Origin of the sequence: Streptomyces sp. NPDC048269 (genome assembly GCF_040652395.1) — a bacterium.
Taxonomy (GTDB): domain Bacteria; phylum Actinomycetota; class Actinomycetes; order Streptomycetales; family Streptomycetaceae; genus Streptomyces.
This window is the reverse complement of the sequence record NZ_JBEZLW010000009.1, coordinates 105,654-127,444: the sequence shown is the minus strand read 5'-3', so window position 1 is coordinate 127,444 and position 21,791 is coordinate 105,654. Positions and strand designations below refer to the sequence as shown.

Annotated in this window: 16 protein-coding genes; 1 reads left to right on the top strand and 15 read right to left on the bottom strand. The window is 73.4% G+C overall.

Features of this window, described 5'->3' with window-relative positions; genetic code table 11:
• Positions 1-61: 61 nt before the first annotated feature.
• The 10 genes from AB0D48_RS13185 to bldG all read right to left on the bottom strand — a co-directional run bounded on the left by AB0D48_RS13185 (position 62) and on the right by bldG (position 16,592).
• Positions 62-1,630, bottom strand: a complete 1,569-nt coding sequence (locus tag AB0D48_RS13185) for an alpha/beta hydrolase (protein ID WP_362394665.1) — start codon at positions 1,628-1,630, stop codon at positions 62-64.
• Positions 1,631-1,967: 337 nt separating this feature from the next.
• The gene (locus AB0D48_RS13180; protein WP_362394662.1) at positions 1,968-3,179 is read right to left on the bottom strand and encodes a DNA polymerase III subunit delta'; all 1,212 of its coding nucleotides are present in this window, start codon (positions 3,177-3,179) and stop codon (positions 1,968-1,970) included.
• 119 nt (positions 3,180-3,298) lie between these two features.
• Positions 3,299-6,493 (bottom strand): dTMP kinase, encoded by a 3,195-nt coding sequence (gene tmk, locus AB0D48_RS13175; RefSeq protein WP_362394660.1) that lies wholly within the window; start codon positions 6,491-6,493, stop codon positions 3,299-3,301.
• 570 nt (positions 6,494-7,063) lie between these two features.
• A complete protein-coding gene (gene topA / locus AB0D48_RS13170) occupies positions 7,064-9,913 on the bottom strand; it encodes a type I DNA topoisomerase (RefSeq protein ID WP_362394657.1) in 2,850 nt (949 codons plus the stop codon).
• Between the two features lie 278 nt (positions 9,914-10,191).
• A complete protein-coding gene (locus AB0D48_RS13165) occupies positions 10,192-10,389 on the bottom strand; it encodes a hypothetical protein (protein WP_362394654.1) in 198 nt (65 codons plus the stop codon).
• A gap of 113 nt (positions 10,390-10,502) precedes the next feature.
• Positions 10,503-12,044 carry a methyltransferase gene (locus AB0D48_RS13160; RefSeq protein ID WP_362394652.1) on the bottom strand — a complete coding sequence of 514 codons (1,542 nt, stop codon included), beginning with the start codon at positions 12,042-12,044 and terminating at the stop codon, positions 10,503-10,505.
• A 275-nt stretch (positions 12,045-12,319) separates the two neighbouring features.
• Positions 12,320-12,886: a small secreted protein gene (locus AB0D48_RS13155; RefSeq protein ID WP_362394649.1), complete on the bottom strand. Its 567-nt coding sequence runs from the start codon at positions 12,884-12,886 to the stop codon at positions 12,320-12,322.
• A gap of 162 nt (positions 12,887-13,048) precedes the next feature.
• Positions 13,049-15,451, bottom strand: coding sequence for a sodium-translocating pyrophosphatase (locus AB0D48_RS13150; RefSeq protein WP_362394646.1), 2,403 nt, complete (start codon positions 15,449-15,451; stop codon positions 13,049-13,051).
• Positions 15,452-15,708: 257 nt separating this feature from the next.
• Entirely contained in the window at positions 15,709-16,149 is a 441-nt protein-coding gene (locus tag AB0D48_RS13145) for an ATP-binding protein (protein WP_362394643.1), read from the bottom strand.
• Positions 16,150-16,250: 101 nt separating this feature from the next.
• Entirely contained in the window at positions 16,251-16,592 is a 342-nt protein-coding gene (gene bldG / locus AB0D48_RS13140) for an anti-sigma factor antagonist BldG (RefSeq protein ID WP_008743037.1), read from the bottom strand.
• Between the two features lie 80 nt (positions 16,593-16,672).
• On the opposite strand from bldG, the gene AB0D48_RS13135 reads away from it, so the two are divergent.
• On the top strand, positions 16,673-19,150 hold the full coding sequence (locus tag AB0D48_RS13135) for a DEAD/DEAH box helicase (RefSeq protein WP_362394640.1): 2,478 nt from the start codon (positions 16,673-16,675) through the stop codon (positions 19,148-19,150).
• On the opposite strand, the gene AB0D48_RS13130 is transcribed toward AB0D48_RS13135, so the two are convergent.
• Genes AB0D48_RS13130 through AB0D48_RS13110 form a run of 5 tightly spaced genes read right to left on the bottom strand, consistent with a single transcriptional unit; the run spans position 19,095 to position 21,790 of the window.
• On the bottom strand, positions 19,095-19,514 hold the full coding sequence (locus tag AB0D48_RS13130) for an Rv3654c family TadE-like protein (RefSeq protein ID WP_362394637.1): 420 nt from the start codon (positions 19,512-19,514) through the stop codon (positions 19,095-19,097). The two genes, AB0D48_RS13135 and AB0D48_RS13130, sit on opposite strands and share 56 nt — an antisense overlap.
• Positions 19,511-19,897, bottom strand: coding sequence for a TadE family type IV pilus minor pilin (locus AB0D48_RS13125; protein ID WP_362394635.1), 387 nt, complete (start codon positions 19,895-19,897; stop codon positions 19,511-19,513). The genes AB0D48_RS13130 and AB0D48_RS13125 overlap by 4 nt, the downstream gene beginning before the upstream one ends.
• Entirely contained in the window at positions 19,884-20,081 is a 198-nt protein-coding gene (locus AB0D48_RS13120) for a DUF4244 domain-containing protein (RefSeq protein WP_362394632.1), read from the bottom strand. Before AB0D48_RS13120 ends, AB0D48_RS13125 begins: the two co-directional genes overlap by 14 nt.
• Positions 20,082-20,129: 48 nt before the next feature.
• Positions 20,130-20,906: a type II secretion system F family protein gene (locus AB0D48_RS13115; protein ID WP_362394630.1), complete on the bottom strand. Its 777-nt coding sequence runs from the start codon at positions 20,904-20,906 to the stop codon at positions 20,130-20,132.
• Positions 20,906-21,790, bottom strand: a complete 885-nt coding sequence (locus AB0D48_RS13110; protein ID WP_362394963.1) for a type II secretion system F family protein — start codon at positions 21,788-21,790, stop codon at positions 20,906-20,908. The genes AB0D48_RS13115 and AB0D48_RS13110 overlap by 1 nt, the downstream gene beginning before the upstream one ends.
• Position 21,791: the final 1 nt, after the last annotated feature.

The window sequence follows — 21,791 nt, the reverse complement described above, 5'->3', positions numbered from 1 at the left end:
CGCGCCCTCCGGCCAGGCGTTCTTCTGACTCAGCAAACCGACCGGAGCCCACCCCGCCGGCTCAGCACTTCTTGCCGTCCGCCGGGACCTTGCCCTCCAGCAGATACTGGTTGATCGCCGTGTCGACGCAGTCGCTGCCGCGCCCGTACGCCGTGTGCCCGTCGCCGTCGTACGTGAGGAGCGTGCCCGAGTCGAGCTGGGCCGCGAGGGCCTGGGCCCACTTGTACGGGGTCGCCGGGTCGCGCGTGGTGCCGACCACCAGGATCGGCGCGGCGCCCTTCGCGGTCAGCGGCTTCGCCGTGCCCGTGGCCTTCACCGGCCAGTACGTGCAGTTCAGCGACGCCCAGGCAAAGCCCTCTCCGAAGACCGGGGACGCCTTCTCGAAGGACGGCAGGGCGGAAGCGACCGCATCCGGGCCGGTGAAGGCCGGGGGCTGGTCCAGACAGTTGACGGCGGCGTTCGCGAACATCAGATTGGCGTACTTGCCGTCCGACTCGCGCTGGTAGTAGCTGTCGGCGAGTGCCAGCAAGGACTCCCCGTCGCCGTCCATGGCGGCGCCGAGCGCCTCGCGCAGCTGCGGCCAGGCGCCCTCGTCGTACATCGCCTCGATCACCCCCATCGTCGCGAGGGCCTCGCCCAGAGGGCGGCCCGCCTCCCCGGTCGGAACGGGCTGGGCGTCGACCTTGCGGAGGAAGTCCTTGAGGCGCCCCGCCACCGCGTCCGGGCTGCCCTTGCCGAGCGGACAGCCGGGCTGCTTCGCGCAGTCCTTGGCGAAGGCGGTGAACGCCGTCTCGAAGCCCGCGGTCTGGTCCCGGTTCAGGTCCACCGCCGGGCGGCTGGGATCCATCGCGCCGTCCAGGACCAGCCGGCCGACCCGGGACGGGAAGAGTTCCGCGTACGTCGCCCCGAGGAAGGTGCCGTACGAGGCCCCGACGTACGCCAGCTTCTCGTCGCCGAGCACCGCGCGCAGCAGGTCCATGTCGCGGGCCGCGTCGACGGTCGAGACGTGCGGCAGGATCTTCTGCGAGCGCGCCTGGCAGCCGGCGGCGAACTCCTTGAAGGCCGCCACCAGCCGGGCACGCTCGGCCGCGTCGTCCGGCGTCTGGTCCACCTGTGTGTACTTGTCCATCGCCGGTCCGGTCAGGCACTCGACGGGGCTGCTGCGGTCCACCCCGCGCGGGTCGAAGGAGACCATGTCGTACCGGGCGCGGACGGGCGCGGGATAGCCGACGCCCGCGTACGACTGCAGGTACCCGATGCCGGAGCCGCCCGGGCCGCCCGGGTTGACCACCAGGGAGCCCAGCCGCTTGCCCGGGCCGGTGGCGGGCCGGCGGGCCACCGCGATGTCGACGTCCTGGCCGGAGCCGGCGTTCGCGTAGTCGAGCGGAGCCTTCATGGTGGAGCACTGGAACCCGGGCACTCCGCAGTCGCGCCAAGTGAGCTTCTGCTCGTAGTACGGGCGCATGGCCGCCGGATCGGAAGTCGGCTGGGCGGACGGCGCAGCGGATCCCTCCTCGGAGGACGCGACGGCCCGGGGTCCCCCCGACCCGCCCGACGTGCATCCGGAGAGCAGCAGCCCGGCGGCTGCGATCACGGTCCCGGTGGTACGCAGCAGGCGACTGGTGTCCATCCTCGGAGCCTACGTCCTGCAGGCCGGAGCCAGGACGGGCTCGTGCACCGGACGACCGCGCGTCTTCCGGGGCCCGCGCCGGGCAGGGCACGGGCCGGACGCGTACCGCCCCCGACGGCCGGTCCGCCCGTACGGGTGAGCCGGTCAACCGGACGTGGACCGGGCGCGCCGGTCCGGTGCCCAGCCCCGACCCAGGAGGGGTCAGGCAGGCGGTTGGAGCAGGAAGCCGGAGCAGGTGCCCGAGCCCTTGCCCGAGCAGGTGCCCGAGCAGGTGCCCGAGCCGGTGCCCGAGCAGGAAGCCGGAGCAGGGGCCCGGGCGGACCCGGCAGACCGGCGGTCAGCCCGCGCGCAGCGACATCGTCATCGCCTCGACCGCGAGGAGCGGGGCCACGTTGCGGTCCAGGGCGTCCCGGCAGGCGATGATCGCCTCGATCCGGCGCAGGGTCCGCTCGGGACCGGAGGCGCGGGCGATGCGGTCGAGGTCCGGCCGTATCTCCTCGTTGGCGATGGCCACGGACGAGCCGAGCTGCAGGGCCAGCACGTCCCGGTAGAAGCCGGTGAGGTCGGTCAGGGCCAGGTCGAGGCTGTCGCGCTGGGTGCGGGTACGACGGCGCTTCTGCCGGTCCTCCAGCTCCTTCATCACGCCCGCCGTGCCACGCGGCATCCGGCTGCCCGCGCCCGCTCCGGCGCCGAGCGCGGCCCGCAGCTCCTCGGTCTCCTTCGTGTCGACCTCCTCCGCGACCTGCTTGGCGTCCTCGGCGGCGGCGTCGACCAGTTCCTGCGCGGCCTTGAGGCAGCCGCCCACGTCGTCGACCCGGAGCGGGAGCCTGAGCACGGCGGCCCGGCGGGAACGGGCGGCCTCGTCCGTGGCGAGCCTGCGGGCCCGGCCGATGTGCCCCTGGGTCGCGCGGGCGGCGGCCGCCGCGGCGGCGGGCTCGATGCCGTCGCGCCGGACCAGCACGTCGGCGACGGCGTCGACCGGCGGGGTGCGCAGCGTCAGGTGCCGGCACCGGGAGCGGATCGTGGGCAGAACGTCCTCCAGCGAGGGCGCACACAGCAGCCACACCGTCCGCGGAGCGGGCTCCTCCACGGCCTTGAGGAGCACATTGCCCGCGCCCTCGGTGAGCCGGTCGGCGTCCTCCAGGACGATGATCTGCCAGCGGCCGACGGCCGGGGAGAGCTGCGCCCGGCGGACCAGGTCGCGGGTTTCCTTCACGCCGATGGACAGCAGATCGGTGCGGACGATCTCCACATCGGCGTGCGTGCCGATCACGGTGGTGTGGCAGCCCTCGCAGAACCCGCAGCCCGGCTGGCCACCAAGGGCCCGGTCGGGGCTGGTGCACTGCAGGGCGGCCGCGAAGGCACGGGCCGCGGTGGACCGCCCGGAACCGGGCGGCCCGGTGAACAGCCAGGCGTGGGTCATCTTGTTGGCGGCGGGCGGCGGCGTACCGTCCGAGACCGCGGTAACCAGGGCGTCGGCATCACGGGCGGCGGCGGCCAGCTGCGTCTGGACCCGCTCCTGTCCCACCAGGTCGTCCCATACGGGCATCCCGCCCACCACCTTTCACTCTCCGTGCACCCATTGTGGCGTGCGCCACTGACAGTCCGGTCCAGCCCGGTCCAGCCGGTCCGCCGGGCCCGACCCGACCCGGCCCGGTCGCGCAGCGGTCAGCCGCGGCGGCGCGGTCCCCGCTCGTCGTCGTCGCCGTCGCCGTACTCGTCGTCCCGGCGGCGGCCCAGCAGTTCGTCCGCCAGCGTCGGCAGGTCGTCCAGCGGGGTCTCCTCGGCCCAGTCCGGACGCGGGCGGCGCGGGCGGCCCTCGTCACCGAGGGCCGGGAGCTCACGCGTCCGGTCATTGCCGCCGTCCCGGAAGATGCCCGGCGGAACCCGGTCAGCCGGGTTCTCCTCGGGGCGCCGGGCCGTGGGCCGCGAAGCGGACCGGGCCTGGCCGGCCGAGCCGGTGCCCGCCTGCGGGGCCGCCGGGCCTGCATCGGGGCGTACGGGCGGCAGTACGGCCGTCTCGTCACTGGGACGAACCGGCGGCTTCGACAGATCGGCCTTGGGCACCGGAACGGTCTGAGTGATGTCGTCCGGCTGGACGACCCGGCTGAGCGCCGGCGTCTCGACCGTCACGGCGTCGTCCGGATGCGGACCGTCCGAATCCCGCTCCGAAGGGGCGGAAGGGGCCGGAGCCGAAGGCGCTCCCAGCGCCGACGCGGCTTCCGCGGCCGCCGCGGCGGCCGCCACCTTCGCCGCTGCCTCGGCCGCCTCGGCCGCCGCCACCCGGCGCGCCTCCTCGGCCTTCAGCAGGGCCTCCTCGGCCCGCCGCTGCTTCTCCAGCCGCCGCTCCTCGGCCTCGGCCCGCAGCCGGGCCTCCTCCTCGGCCTGCCTGCGCAGCCGCTCCTCCTCCGCCGCGCGCGCCTTCGCCTCGGCCTCGGCCCGCAGCCGCTCCGCCTCGGCCCGCGCCCGGGCGTCCTCCTCGGCCCGCAGCCGGGCCTCTTCCGCCTTGCGGGCGGCTTCCGCCTCGGCCTTGATCCTGGCCGCCTCGGCCTCCCGGGCCAGCCGGGCCTCTTCCTCGGCCTTCAGGCGGGCTTCCTCCGCCTTGCGCGCCGCCTCTTCCTCCGCCCTGCGCCGGGCCTCCTCCTCGGCGAGGCGCCGGGCCTCCTCCTCGGCGAGGCGCCGGGCCTCCGCCTGGGCCGCCACCTCGGCCTCGGAGAGCGGCAGCATCCGGTCCAGGCGGTGCCGTACGACGGTGGTCACCGAGTCCGGGTCCTGGCCCGCGTCGACCACCAGGTAGCGCCCCGGGTCGGACGCGGCCAGCGTCAGGAACCCGGACCGCACCCGCTGGTGGAACTCCGCCGGCTCCGACTCCAGCCGGTCCGGGGCCTCCGTGAACCGCTCCCGCGCCGCCTCCGGCGACACGTCGAGGAGCACGGTCAGGTGGGGGACGAGTCCGTCAGTGGCCCAGCGCGAGATCCGGGCGATCTCCGTCGGGGAGAGGTCGCGGCCGGCGCCCTGGTAGGCGACCGAGGAGTCGATGTAGCGGTCCGAGACGACGACCGCGCCGCGCTCCAGGGCCGGGCGCACCACCGTGTCCACGTGCTCCGCGCGGTCGGCGGCGTACAGCAGTGCCTCGGCACGGTTCGACAGCCCCGCGGAGGAGATGTCGAGCAGGATCGAGCGGAGCCGCTTGCCGACCGGGGTGGCCCCCGGCTCACGCGTCACGACGACCTCGTGTCCCTTGCCCCGTATCCAGTCGGCCAGCGCCTCCACCTGGGTGGACTTGCCGGCTCCGTCGCCGCCCTCCAGGGCGATGAAGAATCCGGTGGCGGACGCGGCCTGGACCGGCTCCCCGCCGCGCAGCGCCTCGCGCAGGTCGCGCCGCAGCGGTACGCCGCTGCGGTCGTCGAGCTTGGCGAGGACCACGGCGGCGACCGGCAGCAGCAGGGCGCCGACCAGCATCAGGGTGAAGGCGGCGCCGCCGTGCGCGAAGACGACCTCGGCGCCGGTCAGCCGGTGCGGGCCGATCACCGCGGCCAGGACCGGGGCGAGGACCGCCCCGAGGGCCACGGCCACCCGTACGACCGCCTGGAGGTGCTCGGTGACCCGCGCCCGGCGGAACTCCTCGGTCTCCTGGTCCAGCAGGGTGTGGCCGGTGTTGGCCGCGACACCCGCGGCGGTACCGGCGAGCAGCTGCAGGAACAGCACGGTCGCCGTGTCCGGGACGAGTCCGGCCAGCAGCAGTGCGAGCCCGGCCACCGCTATGGCGAGGGCCAGCAGGCGGCGCCGCGACAGGGCGGGCAGCACCTTGCCCGCCTGGGTGGCGCGGATGCCGGCGGCGGTGCCTCCGACCAGCGCGAGGACGAACAGTGCGAAGCCGGCCGGGCCGCCGCCCAGGTCCAAGGCGTGCAGTACGGCCACGGCGGCGGCGCTGGACACCGCTCCGGCGACCGCGGCGCATGCCAGGACGAGGAGCGGGACGGCGCCGGTACGGCCCTTGTCGGGCCGGTCGCCCGCCTTGGGGGCGCGCAGGCCCTCCAGCGGCGAGCGGGGGCGCGGGGTCGTCGCCCCGGGCAGCACCAACGGCAGCAGCAGCGATACGGACGCCGCGAACAGGCCGGAGGCCACGTACGAGCCGAGGGCGGCCTGGTTCTCGGCGAACCAGTCCACGCCGAGGCCGAGGGCCTTGCCGACCAGGGTGGCGGCGAGCAGCGCGGCCGCGGCGACCGGGAGCGCCGCGAAGGCCGTACGCAGGGTCAGCCGCCGCAGGGCGTCCAGGTGGTCCGGGAGCGGCCGTACGGTCGCCCCCTCCGGCGGCGGCGCGGGCAGCAGAGCGGGAGCGGCGCTCTCCTTGGCCAGGGTCCACAGCCGCTCGGCGGCGCCGGCGACGAAGACGGTGGCCAGCAGCGCGGTGAGCGCGTGGGCCGGGATCCAGTCGAGCCACAGCGGGGCGACGACGAACAGCCCGAGGCGGACCCCGTCGGCGCCGATCATCGTCCAGCGGCGGTCGAGCTTGCCGCCGGGGGCGACGAGCCCGGCCAGCGGACCCAGCAGGACCGCGCCGAAGAGCAGGGTGGCGAGGATCCGTACCCCGAAGACGGCGGCGACGGCGAGGGCCGCACCGCGGTAGCCGCCGCCGAAGGCTCCTTCGGCGACGGCCGCCTGCAAGGCCAGCAGCACCAGCACCAGCAGGGCGAGGGCATCACCGATGCCGCTCACCAGCTGGGCGCTCCACAGCCGGCGCAGCCTTGGGGTGCGCAGCAGTGCGCGCACCGCACGCTCGCGGGAATCCGCGGCTAGGGCTTCGTCGTAGGTGGGGTTCGCGGGGGCGGTCACGACCGTTGGCTGCTCGGCTCGCGTCATCCGCCCAGCCTATCCGCTGCGCCAAGCGGTTGCGGAGGCCTGTGGACAAGCTCCGCTGTGACCCCGCCCCCACTCCCGCAGGCTCCGCCTCCGACCCCCCGAGCACCCTCCCCTGACCACCTGCCTCCGCCCGCCCGACCCCGCCCGGAGACCGGCGCCCGGGGCCCGAGCCCGGTGGCCCGAAGCCCGACGCCGTGGCCCGGGGCCGGAGGCCAGAGGCCCGAGCCCGGTGACCCGGAGCCCGGAGGCCCGGCGTCAGGGGGTCCGGAGCCGTGGCCCGGGTTCCCGCCCGGAGGCCGGCGCCCGGGGGCCCGGGGCCCGGAGTCCGGAGGCTCGGAGGCCCGGGGGTCCGGAGTCGTGGCCCGGGGTTCGGCGCCCCGGGGGCCCGAGCCCACAAGCCCCGCCGGCGTGCGAGGCGCGGGGGTCCGGGGCGGGCCCCCGGGAGCGGCGGCGCGCCCCCACCCGTGCAGCACCGCACCCGGACCGCCGCCCGCCGGGAACGCCACGGGCCCCCGTGCTGTCGCACAGGGGCCCGTGGCAGGCAGAGCGGGAGACCCGCAGCCGCAGCGGTTACTCGTCCGTCGGGGCGGTGGCGATCTTCTTCGTCACCGTCTTCTTCGCCGTCGTCTTTTTCGCCGCCGAGGCCGACGCGGTGGTCTTCTTGGCCGCCGTCGTCTTCTTTGCCGCAGTCGTCTTCTTCGCGGCGGCGGCGGTCTTCGTCGCCGTCGCCTTCTTCGCCGGGGCCTTCTTGGCAGGGGCCTTCTTCGCCACCTTCTTGGCCGGGCCCTTCGCCCGCTTCTCGGCGAGCAGTTCGTAGCCCCGCTCCGGCGTGATCGTCTCGACGTCGTCGTCCCGCCGCAGCGTCGCGTTCGTCTCGCCGTCCGTCACGTACGGCCCGAAGCGGCCGTCCTTGACCACCACCGGCTTCTCGCTGACCGGGTCGGTGCCCAGCTCCTTCAGCGGCGGCTTGGCCGCCGCCCGGCCCCGCTGCTTCGGCTGCGCGTAGATGGCCAGCGCCTCGTCCAGCGTGATCGAGAACAGCTGGTCCTCGGTCTCCAGCGACCGCGAGTCCGTGCCCTTCTTCAGGTACGGGCCGTAGCGGCCGTTCTGGGCCGTGATCTCCACGCCCTCCGCGTCCACGCCGACCACGCGCGGCAGCGACATCAGCTTCAGCGCGTCGTCCAGCGTGACCGTGTCCAGGCTCATCGACTTGAAGAGCGAGGCCGTCCGCGGCTTGACCGCGTTCTTGCCCGTCTTGGGCGTGCCCTCGGGCAGGATCTCCGTCACGTACGGCCCGTAGCGGCCGTCCTTCGCGACGATCTCGTTCCCGCTGACCGGGTCCTTGCCGAGCGCGAACTCACCGCTCGGCTTGGCGAACAGCTCCTCGGCGTACTCGACCGTCAGCTCGTCCGGAGCCATGTCGTCCGGTACGTCGGCCCGCTGGTGGCCCTCCGCGTCCTTCTCGCCCCGCTCCACGTACGGCCCGTAACGGCCGACCCGCAGCACGATGCCTTCGCCGACCGGGAAGGAGGAGATCTCCCGGGCGTCGATCGCACCCAGGTCCGTGACCAGCTCCTTCAGGCCGCCGAGGACGTCACCGTCGGCCGGTACGACCTCGGAGGCGTCCTCCGCGCCGAAGTAGAACCGCTTCAGCCACGGCACGGACTGGGCCTCGCCCCGCGCGATGCGGTCGAGGTCGTCCTCCATCTTCGCGGTGAAGTCGTAGTCGACGAGCCGGCCGAAGTGCGTCTCCAGCAGGTTGACCACGGCGAACGACAGGAAGGACGGCACGAGCGCCGTGCCCTTCTTGAAGACGTAGCCACGGTCGAGGATCGTGCCGATGATCGACGCGTACGTCGACGGGCGGCCGATCTCGCGCTCTTCGAGCTCCTTGACCAGGGAGGCCTCGGTGTAGCGGGCCGGCGGCTTGGTCGAGTGGCCGTCCGCCGTGATCTCCTCGGCGGCGAGCGCGTCGCCCTCCGCGACCTGCGGAAGGCGCTTCTCGCGGTCGTCGAGCTCGGCGTTCGGGTCGTCCGCGCCCTCGACGTACGCCTTCATGAACCCGTGGAAGGTGATGGTCTTGCCGGAGGCGGTGAACTCGGCGTCGCGCCCGTCCGAAGCCCGGCCGCCGATCTTCACGGTCACCGAGTTGCCGACCGCGTCCTTCATCTGGGAGGCGACGGTCCGCTTCCAGATCAGCTCGTAGAGGCGGAACTGGTCGCCGGACAGGCCGGTCTCGGCCGGAGTGCGGAAACGATCACCCGAGGGACGGATCGCCTCGTGCGCCTCCTGCGCGTTCTTGACCTTGCCGGCGTAGACGCGCGGCTTCTCCGGCAGGTAGTCGGCCCCGTAGAGCTGCGTGACCTGCGCCCGCGCCGCCGACACCGCGGTGTCGGAGAGCGTGGTGGAGTCCGTACGCATGTAGGTGATGAAGCCGTTCTCGTACAGCTTCTGCGCCACCTGCATGGTCGCCTTCGCGCCGAAGCCCAGCTTGCGCGAGGCCTCCTGCTGGAGCGTCGTCGTACGGAACGGGGCGTACGGGGAGCGGCGGTACGGCTTGGACTCGACCGAGCGGACGGCGAACGAGGCACCCTCCAGCGCGGCGGCCAGCGCCCGGGCGTTCGCCTCGTCGAGGTGCAGGACCTCGCTCTTGAGCTGCCCGTTCGAGCCGAAGTCGCGGCCCTGCGCCACGCGCCTGCCGTCCACCGTGTTCAGGCGGGCGACCAGCGTGGACGGGTCGGAGGCGTCACCGGCGCGGCCGGTGGAGAAGGTCCCGGTCAGGTCCCAGTACTCGGCGGACCGGAAAGCGATGCGCTCGCGCTCCCGCTCGACGACGAGGCGGGTGGCCACCGACTGGACGCGCCCGGCCGACAGCCGCGGCATGACCTTCTTCCACAGGACCGGCGAGACCTCGTAGCCGTAGAGGCGGTCGAGGATGCGGCGGGTCTCCTGGGCGTCGACCATGCGCTGGTTGAGCTCGCGCGGGTTGGCGACGGCGTCGCGGATCGCGTCCTTGGTGATCTCGTGGAAGACCATCCGGTGGACGGGGACCTTGGGCTTGAGGACTTCCTGCAGGTGCCACGCGATGGCTTCGCCCTCGCGGTCCTCATCGGTGGCGAGGAAGAGTTCGTCGGACTCGGCCAGCAGCTCCTTGAGCTTCCTGACCTGCGACTTCTTATCGGCGTTGACGACGTAGATCGGCTGGAAGTCATGCTCGACGTCCACGCCGAGGCGGCGGACCTCGCCCGTGTACTTGTCGGGGACCTCCGCGGCACCGTTCGGGAGGTCGCGAATGTGCCCGACGCTCGCCTCGACGACGTACCCCGGGCCGAGGTAGCCCTTGATCGTCTTCGCCTTGGCAGGGGACTCGACGATGACGAGTCGGCGGCCGCCCTTTGCGGTCTCGCTAGTCGGGGACAACTTGGCTCTTCTCTCCGGTCGGCACTCGGTCGCAGTACGGCGACGCTGCGGAGTGTGACGGTACAACCCGCCCCCGTGTCAAACGGCACAAGCCCGCAACGGCCACTCGAACGGTAACCCGACAAGTGCCGTTTCTGCCGCCCGGATGCCGCGCCGAGCCCTTCCCGATCACCGGGCGGGGTGGCCGGAGGGCCGTCTGGCCCCGCTCCCGCACCCGCTTCCACGCCCTGTCCCACGTCGGCTCTCATGGCCGGATCCGGGCCGGCCGGAGCCCCGCGTCAGAGGTGTGCGAGGCACCACACCCCGAGGGCCAGGGACGTCCCGCCGGCGAGCAGCGCCAGCGGGACGGCCACGACGGGGCGCACGCCCTCAGCCACCGGCGCGCGGTGCAGGGCGCGCGCCCCAGTCCAGGCCAGCAGAGCGGCCCCGAACAGCAGGAACACGGTCGCCGCGAAGATCGCCGGACCCTTTCCCATGCCGCTCCCCTTACCCCTGGGCCGCTCCCGGGATCCCCCCGGATCCCGCTGGACAGGAGCCTTCCAGCCATTCGGGTACGGCGGGCGAACCCCGGGTTACATCCCGGTGCCGACTACCGCGCGGGGCCCGTCACGGGCTCCAGGAAACCTTGCTCGACCAGCATCCTGATGGCCTCCGGGGTCCGGTCCCGCAGGACAACCGGATCCTCCTGCACCAGTTGCGCGATGGCGTCCAGGATCCGGCCCGCGGTCAGTGAGCCGTCACACACTCCGGCGAAGCCGGCACCGACCGTGTCGACCTTGGTGGCGCGCCGCATCCCGCGGTTCTGCCGGAGCACCACGTGCTCGGGGTCTTCCGCCCCGGGGGCGCCGACCTGCTCCTGCACCACCTCGCCGGCCAGGACGAAATAGCCCTCCAGCAGGGAGGCGTCATCGTGCCGGCGCAGGTAGTCCTGGCGGGCGAAGTGGGCCAGGACGGTCTCGCCGAGCGGCTGCTCCACCGAGTGCGGCCACTCCTCGACCACGATCGAGGGCTCGGCCGCGTCCGACCGGCGCAAGGTGATCCACCCGAAGCCGACGGACTTCGTCTTGCGGGCCTCGAACTCGTCCAGCCAGTCCTCGTACCGCCGCGCGTACTCGGCGGGGTCGGTGCGGTGGTCGCCCGCGTCGCGCAGCCACAGCTCCGCGTACTGCGTCACGTCCTGCACGTCACGCTGCACGATCCACGCGTCGCAGCCGCGCGGCACCCAGGAGCGGACCCGGTCGTGCCAGTCCTCGCCCTCCACGTGCTGCCAGTTGCCGAGGAACTGCGCGTACCCGCCGGGGTTGAGGTGCGCGCCGGCCTCCTGGACCAGCGTCCGGCACAGGTCGTCGCCGCCCATGCCGCCGTCGCGGTACGTGAGGCGGGCGCCGGGGGAGATGACGAACGGCGGGTTCGACACGATCAGGTCGTACGTGGCGTCCCCGACCGGCTCGAAGAGCGACCCGGCGAGCAGCTCGGCCTCCGGCGCGCCGGACAGCGCCAGCGTCAACCGGGTGAACTCCAGGGCCCGGGGGTTGACGTCGGTGGCCGTGACCCGCGTGGCGTGCTGGGCCGCGTGCAGCGCCTGGAGGCCCGATCCGGCCCCGAGGTCGAGGGCGGAGCCCACCGGGGTCCGGACGGTGATCCCGGCCAGGGTGGTGGAAGCACCGCCGACCCCGAGGACCACGGCGGTATCTGCCTGACGTCCCTGGCCGCCGATACCGCCGGCCCCGCCGACGGCGCAGCCGAGGTCGGACACGATGAACCAGTCCTCGCCGTCCGGGCCTCCGTACGGGCGCACGTCGACGGTGGCGCGCACGGTGTCCTCGCCGTCGGCGGCATCCTCCCGCCGCAGCCAGCCGTCGGCCAGGGCCGCCTCGGCGGGCAGGGCGGCCGCGGCGTGCTCGTACGCAACGGGCTGCTGAAGCAGGAACAGCCGCACCAGGGCCGCGAGCGGGCCGTCACCACCCCCGCGGGTGGCGCGCAGGGCGGGCACCGTCTCGCTGCGGGCCAGCGCGGCGTAGGCGGGGGCACCGAGCAGGTCGAGCAGGCCGTCGGCGGTGAAACCGGCGGCGAGCAGGGCGGCACGGATCTCGGCGGCGTGGTCGGACGAGGGAAGGCTGGTGGTACTCACCCCACCATTGTGGCGGTTGGGGCCGACAATCCGTGCGGCGCGCGGACGGCGGCGTGGGCCGCCTGCCGGGACCGGCGGGCGGGACGTGCGCCAGGGCCGGACGCGCGACAGGGCTGGTGCGCCAGGGCCGCACGTGCGACAGGCTGCTGCGCCAGGCCTGGACGTGCGACAGGCTGCTGCGCCAGGCCTGGACGTGCGACAGGGCGGCCACAGCCCCTCACGGGACCCGGCCGCCCTGGTCGGCGGGTGTCGGCTCAGCGCGTCGTCCGCCCGCGCTACTTGATCGACGGCGACGGAGACGCCACCTGGCAGCCCTTCTGGCTGTTGATGGCCTTGTCCAGACCGCCCGCGTTGAGCTGGGCGAGTGCGTCCTTGCCGCCCTTCGTCGCCTCCTGGAGTCCGCCGGCCACTTCCTTCAGGCCGTCGGCGAACTTCGTCTGGTCCTTGGGGTCCAGGGCGTCCATCTTGGTCTTCAGGGCGGCGTAGCCGCTGGAGGTCTCGTTGAAGCCCTTGACCGCCGCGTCGAGGGTCGCCTGGCCGTCCTTGACCGGCGGAACTCCCGCCCCCTGGAGGGCGGCCCCCATGGTCTTGTACGACTCGGACATGGTTCCGAATGCCGCCGAGTCGGTCTTCTGGACCTCCTCCGGCTTGCTGCTCTCCGTCGCCACGCGCTTGATGTCGGCGTTGGCCGCCTCGATCTTCGTGAGTTCGGGCTGCCACTGGTCGCAGACCTTCTTGGCCCAGGCGTTGGCCTTCTCGTCGCTGTCGTCCCCGCCGCAGCCGGACAGGACGAGCATCAGCACCGCACCGCCCGACAATGCGGCCGCAAGCTTCTTGTTCACCGGATTGGTCCCTTCGAAGGCTCTCGGCCCGGAAGATACACGGCTGCCATCCGGGGACGCACAAAGGCGGACAGACGGCGCGTCAGTCCACGCCGCCTGTCCGCCGTTCGGGCGTACGGCCGACCCTGCCCGGCTCTGCCCGTACCGCTCTGTGAGCTGCGGTCAGGAGACCGTCGCCGGGTCGGCCGACTGGGCCACCCGCTCAGCGGCTCCGCCGTCGCTCTCGTCGCCGACGGCGATGCCGCGGCGCTTGGAGACGTACACCGCGCCGATGATGACGCCGATCGCGAGGACCGCGACGACCGCACGTACCGCCGGGCTGGTGTCCGCGCCGAAGCTGAACTGCACGACGGCCGGGGCGATCAGCAGCGCCACCAGGTTCATCACCTTCAGCAGCGGGTTGATCGCAGGACCGGCCGTGTCCTTGAACGGGTCGCCGACCGTGTCCCCGATGACGACCGCGGCGTGGGCCTCACTGCCCTTGCCGCCGTGGTGGCCGTCCTCGACGAGCTTCTTCGCGTTGTCCCACGCACCGCCGGAGTTGGCGAGGAAGACCGCCATCAGCGTGCCCGTGCCGATGGCGCCCGCGAGGAACGAACCCAGCGCGCCGACACCGAGGGAGAAGCCCACGGCGATCGGGGTGAGGACGGCGAGCAGACCGGGCGTGGCGAGCTCGCGCAGCGCGTCCTTGGTGCAGATGTCCACGACGCGCCCGTACTCGGGCTTCTCGGAGTAGTCCATGATCCCGGGGTGCTCGCGGAACTGACGGCGCACCTCGTAGACCACGGCGCCCGCGGAGCGGGAGACCGCGTTGATGGCGAGGCCGGAGAACAGGAACACCACGGCCGCGCCGAGGATCAGCCCGACCAGGTTGTTGGGCTGCGCGATGTCCAGGCTGAGGTTCATCTCACCGGCCTTGGCCCCGACATCCTTGACCGCCGTGGCGATCGCGTCGTTGTACGAGCCGAAGAGCGCGGCCGCGGCGAGCACGGCCGTGGCGATGGCGATGCCCTTGGTGATGGCCTTGGTGGTGTTGCCCACCGCGTCCAGGTCGGTCAGGACCTGCGCCCCGGCGCCCTCGACGTCGCCCGACATCTCGGCGATGCCCTGGGCGTTGTCGGAGACGGGCCCGAAGGTGTCCATGGCGACGATGACACCGACGGTGGTGAGCAGGCCGGTGCCGGCCAGGGCCACCGCGAAGAGCGCGAGCATGATCGACGTGCCGCCGAGCAGGAACGCCCCGTAGACGCCGAGGGCGATGAGCAGCGCCGTGTAGACGGCGGACTCCAGGCCGACGGAGATGCCGGCGAGGACGACGGTGGCCGCGCCCGTGAGGGAGGACTTGCCGATGTCCCGGACGGGACGGCGGTTGGTCTCGGTGAAGTAGCCGGTCAGCTGCTGGATCAGAGCCGCGAGCACGATGCCGATCGCGACGGCGACGACCGCCAGGATGCGCGGGTCTCCGGAGTGGCTGGTGATCGCGGCGTTCTCGACGCCGACGAGCTCCTTGTAGGTGGCCGGCAGGTAGGCGTAGACGGCGATCCCGACCAGCACGAGGGAGATCACGGCGGAGATGAAGAAGCCGCGGTTGATCGCCGTCATGCCGCTGCGGTCGCTGCGGCGCGGGGAGACCGCGAAGATGCCGATCATGGCGGTGATGACGCCGATGGCGGGCACGATCAGCGGGAAGGCCAGGCCGAGGTCGCCGAAGGCGGCCTTGCCGAGGATGAGCGCGGCCACCAGGGTGACGGCGTAGGACTCGAAGAGGTCGGCAGCCATCCCGGCGCAGTCTCCGACGTTGTCGCCCACGTTGTCGGCGATGGTCGCGGCATTGCGCGGGTCGTCCTCCGGAATGCCCTGCTCGACCTTGCCGACCAGGTCGGCGCCGACGTCGGCGGCCTTGGTGAAGATGCCGCCGCCGACACGCATGAACATCGCGATCAGCGCGGCACCGAGGCCGAAGCCCTCCAGGACCTTCGGCGCGTCGGCCGCGTAGACCAGGACGACGCAGGAGGCGCCGAGGAGGCCGAGGCCGACGGTGAACATGCCGACCACGCCGCCCGTACGGAAAGCGATCTTCATCGCCTTGTGGGAGACCTCGGTCAGATCCTTGGCGGGCTCGCCCTCGGCGGGGGTGGCCTCTCTCGCGGCGGCGGCGACGCGGACGTTGGCGCGGACCGCGAGGCGCATGCCGATGTAGCCGGTGGCCGCCGAGAAGAGGGCGCCCACGAGGAAGAAGGCGGAACGTCCCGCCCGCTGGGACCAGGTGTCGGCGGGCAGCAGGAAGAGCAGGAAGAAGACCACGACGGCGAAGACGCCGAGGGTGCGCAGTTGGCGGCCCAGGTAGGCGTTGGCGCCTTCCTGGACGGCTGCGGCGATCTTCTTCATGCTGTCGGTTCCCTCGTCGGCGGCGAGGACCTGGCGGACCAGGATCTGCGCGACGACGAGTGCGGCCAGTGCCACGGCCGCGATGACGATCACGATGAGCCGGTTGTCATCGGTGAGTACTGCGGCTGCCAGATCAGAGGTGCGATCCGGCGCGATAGGGGTGAAGAGCCCCGTCATTCGTCCTCCTTGACGTGATGAGCTCAAGATGTGGACGGATTGTAGGGAGCGCGCCCTGATCAAAACAGTGCGCCGGAAACGGAATTGGCGTGCTCCTGCTCCTCAGCAATAGATCGCGTCACTCCATTACCCTCGAAAGCGGTAATGGGGCAAAAGCATTGACGATCGGTCACTGATCTAGGTAAATGAAAAAGGCCCTGCTCAGCAGGGCCCTGATTAAGATCCGAAGATACGAAGGAATGCGCGGCGCTGTGGATCTACGGCACCTCGGCGGCTCCCGCGACGGGCCAGCTCATCCGGATGGTCCCGCCCGATTCCCCACTGCTCACCTCGACGTCGTCGACGAGCCCGCTGATCACGGCGAGGCCCATCTCGTCCTCCCCCTCGATGTCGGGGTCCAGGACGGCGTCGATGCCGGACACGGCATCGGCCGGGCCGCCGCCCGGTCCGGGAACCTCGTCGCCGACCTCGATGGAGAAGACCTTCTCCTCCTCGATCAGGACGACCCGGACGGGCGCGGTCAGTCCGTTGCTGCGATGCAGTCCGACGGCACGCGAGCAGGCCTCACCCACGGCGAGGCGGACCTCGTCGAGGACGGCTTCCTCCACACCGGCCCGGCGCGCCACGGCGGCCGCGACCAGGCGGGCCGTCCGGACGTGTTCGGGCTGGGCGCTGAAGCGCAGTTCAACGGTGGCCATGCGCGTCCCCCTCGGACTACGGGCGTGCCTTGACGGGGGGCCGGGCCAACCGTGGCCCGGTACCCCCGCTCTCGTCTTCGGCTCCTCGCCTTACGGAGCCGTCAGTCGGTGGCGTTGACGGCGTCTTCCACCGTGGTGTGGATCGGGAACACCTTGGTGAGACCGGTAATGCGGAAGATCTTCAGGATGCGCTCCTGGTTGCAGACCAGACGCAGCGAACCCTCGTGCGCGCGGACGCGCTTGAGGCCTCCCACGAGCACACCAAGCCCGGTGGAGTCGAGGAAGTCCACTCGCTCCATGTCGACAACCAGGTGGTAGCTGCCGTCGTTCACCAACTCGACCAACTGCTCGCGCAGCTTGGGCGCGGTATACACATCAATCTCGCCACCGACCTCTACGACCGTACGGTCGCCGACAGTGCGAGTCGACAGGGACAGGTCCACGGATCCTCCAGCACCTTGCTATCGAGCGGCGCCCCCCAGGGGCCTCCCCACCCGAAGGTAGTGAGGGATTGGCTGCCGCGATGGCATTCAATCACTTACCGGCAGGCGCGCACGACGCCTTGGGACCATTGTCCCGCACGCCAGTGACACACTCGGTTCCAATGGCCAATACTCACCGCCCTGGTCGGCCCACGCCACCCGCGGACTCTCGACCCACCCCCGGCACGGTCCTGGACCGGCTGTCTCGGGGGCCTTCCCGGGCTGCGCGCATCACCCATACGGAGCACTTGCCCCCTCGGGAGGGCCGTCATGCAGTCTGGCCCGACCGCATCCGAACGGATGTCGTAGCCGCGATCCAGGCAGCCGGGATCGGCCATCCGTGGGAACACCAGGCCGCGGCCGCCGAGCACGCCATGGACGGCGTGTCGGTCGTCGTCGCCACCGGCACCGCCTCGGGCAAGTCGCTGGCCTACCTGGCGCCCGTGCTCTCCGCCCTGGCGGACGGCGCCGAGGCCCCGAACGGCAGGGGCGCGACCGCGCTGTACCTGGCCCCCACCAAGGCCCTGGCGGCCGACCAGCGCCGCGCCGTACGGGAACTGGCCGCCCCGCTGGGCAACGCGGTCCGGCCCGCCGTGTACGACGGCGACACGCCCGTAGAAGAACGCGAATGGGTGCGTCAGTACGCCAACTACGTCCTCACCAACCCCGACATGCTGCACCGCGGCATCCTCCCGGCCCACCCTCGCTGGTCCTCCTTCCTGCGGACCCTGCGCTACGTCGTGATCGACGAGTGCCACACGTACCGCGGGGTCTTCGGCTCCCACGTGGCCCAGGTACTGCGCCGGCTGCGGCGGCTGTGCGCCCGCTACGGCTCCGACCCGGTCTTCCTGCTGGCCTCCGCCACCGCCAGCGACCCGGCGACGGCGGCGTCCCGGCTGACCGGGGTCCGCGTGGTCGAGATCACCGACGACGCCTCCCCGCGCGGCGAGGTGGTCTTCGCCCTCTGGGAGCCACCGCTCCTCACCGAGCTGCGGGGCGAGAAGGGCGCACCCGTCCGCCGTACGGCCACGGCCGAGACCGCCGACCTGCTGACGGACCTCGTCCTGCAGGGAGTCCGTACGGTGGCCTTCGTCCGCTCCCGGCGCGGCGCCGAGCTGATCTCCGTGATCACCCAGGAGCGGCTCGCGGAAGTGGACCGCTCACTGGTGCGGCGGGTGGCCGCCTACCGCGGCGGATACCTCCCCGAGGAGCGCCGGGCCCTGGAGCGGGCCCTGCACTCCGGCGAGCTGCTGGGTCTGGCCGCCACGACCGCCCTGGAGCTGGGCGTGGACGTCTCGGGCCTGGACGCCGTCCTGATCACCGGCTACCCGGGCACCCGGGCCTCCCTGTGGCAGCAGGCGGGCCGGGCCGGGCGCTCGGGCCAGGGCGCCCTGGCCGTGCTGATCGCCCGCGACGACCCGCTCGACACCTACCTCGTCCACCACCCCGAGGCGCTGTTCCGGCAGCCGGTGGAGGCCACCGTCCTTGATCCGGACAACCCGTACGTCCTGGCCCCCCACCTGTGCGCCGCGGCCGCGGAGCTGCCGCTGACCGACGCCGACCTGGAACTCTTCGGCCCGGCCACCCGCGAGCTCGTCCCCCAGCTGGAGGCGGCGAAGCTGCTCCGGCGGCGGGCCACGGCCTGGCACTGGACCCGCCGGGAGAGGGCCTCGGACCTGACCGACATCCGGGGCGGCGGCGGCCGTCCGGTGCAGATCGTCGAGGCCTCGACCGGCCGGCTGCTGGGCACGGTCGACGAGTCGGCCGCCCACACCGCCGTCCACGACGGGGCCGTCCACCTCCACCAGGGCCGCACGTATCTCGTGAAGCACCTGGACCTGGAGGACGCGGTGGCCCTCGTCGAGGAGGCGGACCCGCCCTTCTCCACCACCGCCCGTGACACCACCTCCATCTCCGTCCTGGAGACCGATTCCGAGATCCCGTGGGGCGCGGCCCGGCTCTGTTACGGCTCGGTCGAGGTCACCAACCAGGTCGTCTCCTATCTGCGGCGCAAATTGATCACCGGCGAGGTGCTGGGCGAGGCCAAGCTGGACCTGCCGCCCCGCACCCTGCGCACCCGGGCCGTGTGGTGGACGGTCACCGAGGACCAGCTCGACGAGGCCCGGATCAACCCGGAGATCCTCGGCGGCGCCCTGCACGCCGCCGAGCACGCCTCCATCGGCCTGCTCCCGCTGTTCGCCACCTGCGACCGCTGGGACATCGGCGGCGTCTCCGTGCCGCTGCATCCCGACACCCTCCTTCCGACGGTCTTCGTCTACGACGGCCACCCGGGCGGTGCCGGATTCGCGGAGCGGGCCTTCCACACGGCCCGCGCCTGGCTGACGGCGACCCGGGACGCGATCGCGGCCTGCGAGTGCGAGGCCGGCTGCCCGTCCTGCATCCAGTCCCCCAAGTGCGGCAACGGCAACGACCCCCTCCACAAGCGCGGCGCCATCCGCCTCCTCACCCGCCTCCTCTCCGAGGCCCCCCAAGCCCCCCAGACGACTCCCCCGCGGTAGCCGGTCCCGCCCCGGGACCGCTGGGCCCGGGGACCTCGCCGGGAGGACCCGCCCGGGCGGTGATCGTCGGGGCGAAAGGGCCCGTTGCGGGGCGGGCCGTCACCACGGCCACCTCGCCCTGGAGCGTGCACGTACCCACGGCCGCGCGCTGGGCGCGGGCGACCCGGTGCGCCGCGGCGCAGGCAGCCTCCGGTCCGTGGGCCCAGGTCGCCGCAGCTGCGAGCGACGCCAGGTCCGCGGCCGCCGCCGCCCGGTGCCGGGCCACGACCGCCTGTCCGAGCAGAAGCACGCCGCCGAAGACCGCCCCCAGCACCGTGGCCACCAGCGCCGCCCACACCGTCGCCGAACCCCGGTCCCGGCTCACGGCGGCGGCCCCACGCTGTCCTCCGCCAGGGCCACCGCCTGCGCCCCGAGCCGCACCGACACTCCGTCCGGGCCCGGCGCGGGGGCGGCGACCCGCACCCGCCACAGGTCCCCCTCCCGCTCCAGTTCCACCCGTGCTCCCGAGGGCGCGGCCGACCGGGCCGCCGCCACCGCCACCTCGGCGGGCTCCGACCGGGCCGCCGCCCGGGCGCCGGCCCGGGCAGCGTCCACGCACCGGATCTGCGCCGCCGCCGCCATCAGCGCCCACACCAGCAGCGCCGCGAACAGCACCAGCGCCGGGATCACCAGGGCGGCCTCCGCCGTCACATACCCCCGGTCGCCCAGTCCCCGGATTGATCCGGGATTTCTCTCAGAACGGCACATCGAGTGCCTTGCCGATGGTCGACTGAAGGGCCGTGGCGACCACTTCGCTCGTCACGACCTTGTACAGAACAGCCGCGAACGCACAGGCCGCGATCGTGCCCATGGCGTATTCCGAGGTGGACATCCCCGCGTCTCTCCCACGACCTCGCAGCGCCGTCCGCACACGAAACCAGATGATCCTCATGGCAACCTCCTGTTGATTTTCTTACTGATGTGCGTGGTTAATGTGGCGTCAGGTGTTCGTGAGGAGACCGGTGGCCATTCCGATCACCACCGGAGCAACTCCGATCGCGAGAAAAGCGGGGAGAAAACACAGCCCCACCGGCGCCGTGACGAACACCGCCGCCCGCTGCGCCCTGGCGCCCGCCTGCCGGTTCCGGTCCTCCCGGAGCGCCGACGCGAGCCGGGAGACCGGTTCCGCCGCAGGAGCGCCCGTCCGGGCGGCCCGTTCCAGGCATTCCGCGAGGGCCCGGGCGCCCGGTATCTCCGCCAGCCTTCCCCACGCGGCGCCCGGTTCGCCGCCGAGCCGCAACTCCGCCCCGGCCCGGGCCATCCGCTCGCCCACCGGGCCGCCCAGCGACTCCCCCACCACCTCCGCGGCCTCCACCGGCCCGGCCCCGGCCGCCAGGCAAGCGGCCAGCAGATCGGCTGCGAACGGCAGCTGACGCTCCGCCTCCCGCAGGTCCACCCCGGCCGCAGGCCGCGCCCTGGACTGCCACCTCCGCGTCCCGAGCGCCGCCACGGCGCCGAGGGCCACGCCGGCCAGCCCGCCGACGAGCACCCAGCCGGCCAGCAACGCACCGGCCGGCGCGGCCCAGGCCGCCACCACCCCGCGCAGCCGCGCACCCGGCGCCGGCACCCGCGGCCCTGGCCCGACCCCCAGCAGAACTCCGATCCTGCGCCGGGCCCGCCGCGCCCGGAGCCCGGCCGCCACCGCCGACACCGTGCACAGCGCGGCCACCGCCAGACACAGCACGATCCCCAGCCTGTGGATCGCGAAGCCACCCATCACCCTTCCCCTTCCCCCATCCGCACGATCCGCCGGCACCACAGCAGCCCCAGCGCCTCCAGCACCCCGCCGGCAAGCAGGCAGCCCCACCCCATCGGGGTGTGCAGCAGTACCCGCAGCGGATCCGCACCCAGTCCCGTGCCGATCAACAGGCCCACCAGGGGCAGCAGGGCGAGCACCACCGTCGTGGACCGCGCCCCCGCCAACTGGGCCCTCAGCGACTCCCGCCGGTCCCGCTCGGCCCGCAGGGCCCCCTCCAGCCGGTCCAGCCCGGCGGCCAGGCCCGCACCTCCGTCCACCGACACCCGCCAGCAGGCGGCCATCCCGGCCAGCCCCTCCGCGCCAGGCTCCCGCGCCGCCTGGCGCAGTGCCCCCGGTACGTCCCCGCCGAACGCCGCGGCGGCCAGCACTCCCGCCTCCATGGCCCCCGGACCGCCGGGGCCGGCCGCCGTCCGCCGTATCGCCGCCGTCAGGGCCTGCCCGGGCTGGGCTCCCGCCCGCAGTTCCCCCACCGCCGCACCGCACAGCGCCACCACCTCTGCGGCCCGCGCCGTCCGGGTCCGCTCCCGCGCCCGTGTCCGCAGCCACCGCCGTACGAGCGGCACCGCGGCCGCCCCGGCCAGCAGCGGGATCACCGACCCGCCGAGCACCGCGACCACCAGTCCGGCCCCCAGGCAGGACCACTCCCGCCACCGCACCGCCCGCATCCGTACGGCGGCCAGCAGCCGGTCCAGGCGCACCGGTCCGCGCGGCGCCACCGGGCAGCCCCCGGCCGTGACCACCGCGCGGGCCCGCCGGAACACCCGGTCGCCGCCGGTCAGACCCCAGGCGGCCGCCCCGGCACACAGCACCCCCGCGAACACCGGCACGGGCAGGGCCGCCACG

Excerpts from the sequence above, each read along its gene's own strand:
- AB0D48_RS13185 (WP_362394665.1), bottom strand. The coding sequence starts at position 1,630 with ATGGACACCAGTCGCCTGCTGCGTACCACCGGGACCGTGATCGCAGCC.
- AB0D48_RS13180 (WP_362394662.1), bottom strand. The coding sequence starts at position 3,179 with ATGCCCGTATGGGACGACCTGGTGGGACAGGAGCGGGTCCAGACGCAG.
- tmk (WP_362394660.1), bottom strand. The coding sequence starts at position 6,493 with ATGACGCGAGCCGAGCAGCCAACGGTCGTGACCGCCCCCGCGAACCCC.
- AB0D48_RS13165 (WP_362394654.1), bottom strand. The coding sequence starts at position 10,389 with ATGGGAAAGGGTCCGGCGATCTTCGCGGCGACCGTGTTCCTGCTGTTC.
- AB0D48_RS13150 (WP_362394646.1), bottom strand. The coding sequence starts at position 15,451 with ATGACGGGGCTCTTCACCCCTATCGCGCCGGATCGCACCTCTGATCTG.
- AB0D48_RS13145 (WP_362394643.1), bottom strand. The coding sequence starts at position 16,149 with ATGGCCACCGTTGAACTGCGCTTCAGCGCCCAGCCCGAACACGTCCGG.
- AB0D48_RS13135 (WP_362394640.1), top strand. The coding sequence starts at position 16,673 with ATGGCATTCAATCACTTACCGGCAGGCGCGCACGACGCCTTGGGACCA.
- AB0D48_RS13125 (WP_362394635.1), bottom strand. The coding sequence starts at position 19,897 with ATGTGCCGTTCTGAGAGAAATCCCGGATCAATCCGGGGACTGGGCGAC.
- AB0D48_RS13120 (WP_362394632.1), bottom strand. The coding sequence starts at position 20,081 with ATGAGGATCATCTGGTTTCGTGTGCGGACGGCGCTGCGAGGTCGTGGG.
- AB0D48_RS13115 (WP_362394630.1), bottom strand. The coding sequence starts at position 20,906 with ATGGGTGGCTTCGCGATCCACAGGCTGGGGATCGTGCTGTGTCTGGCG.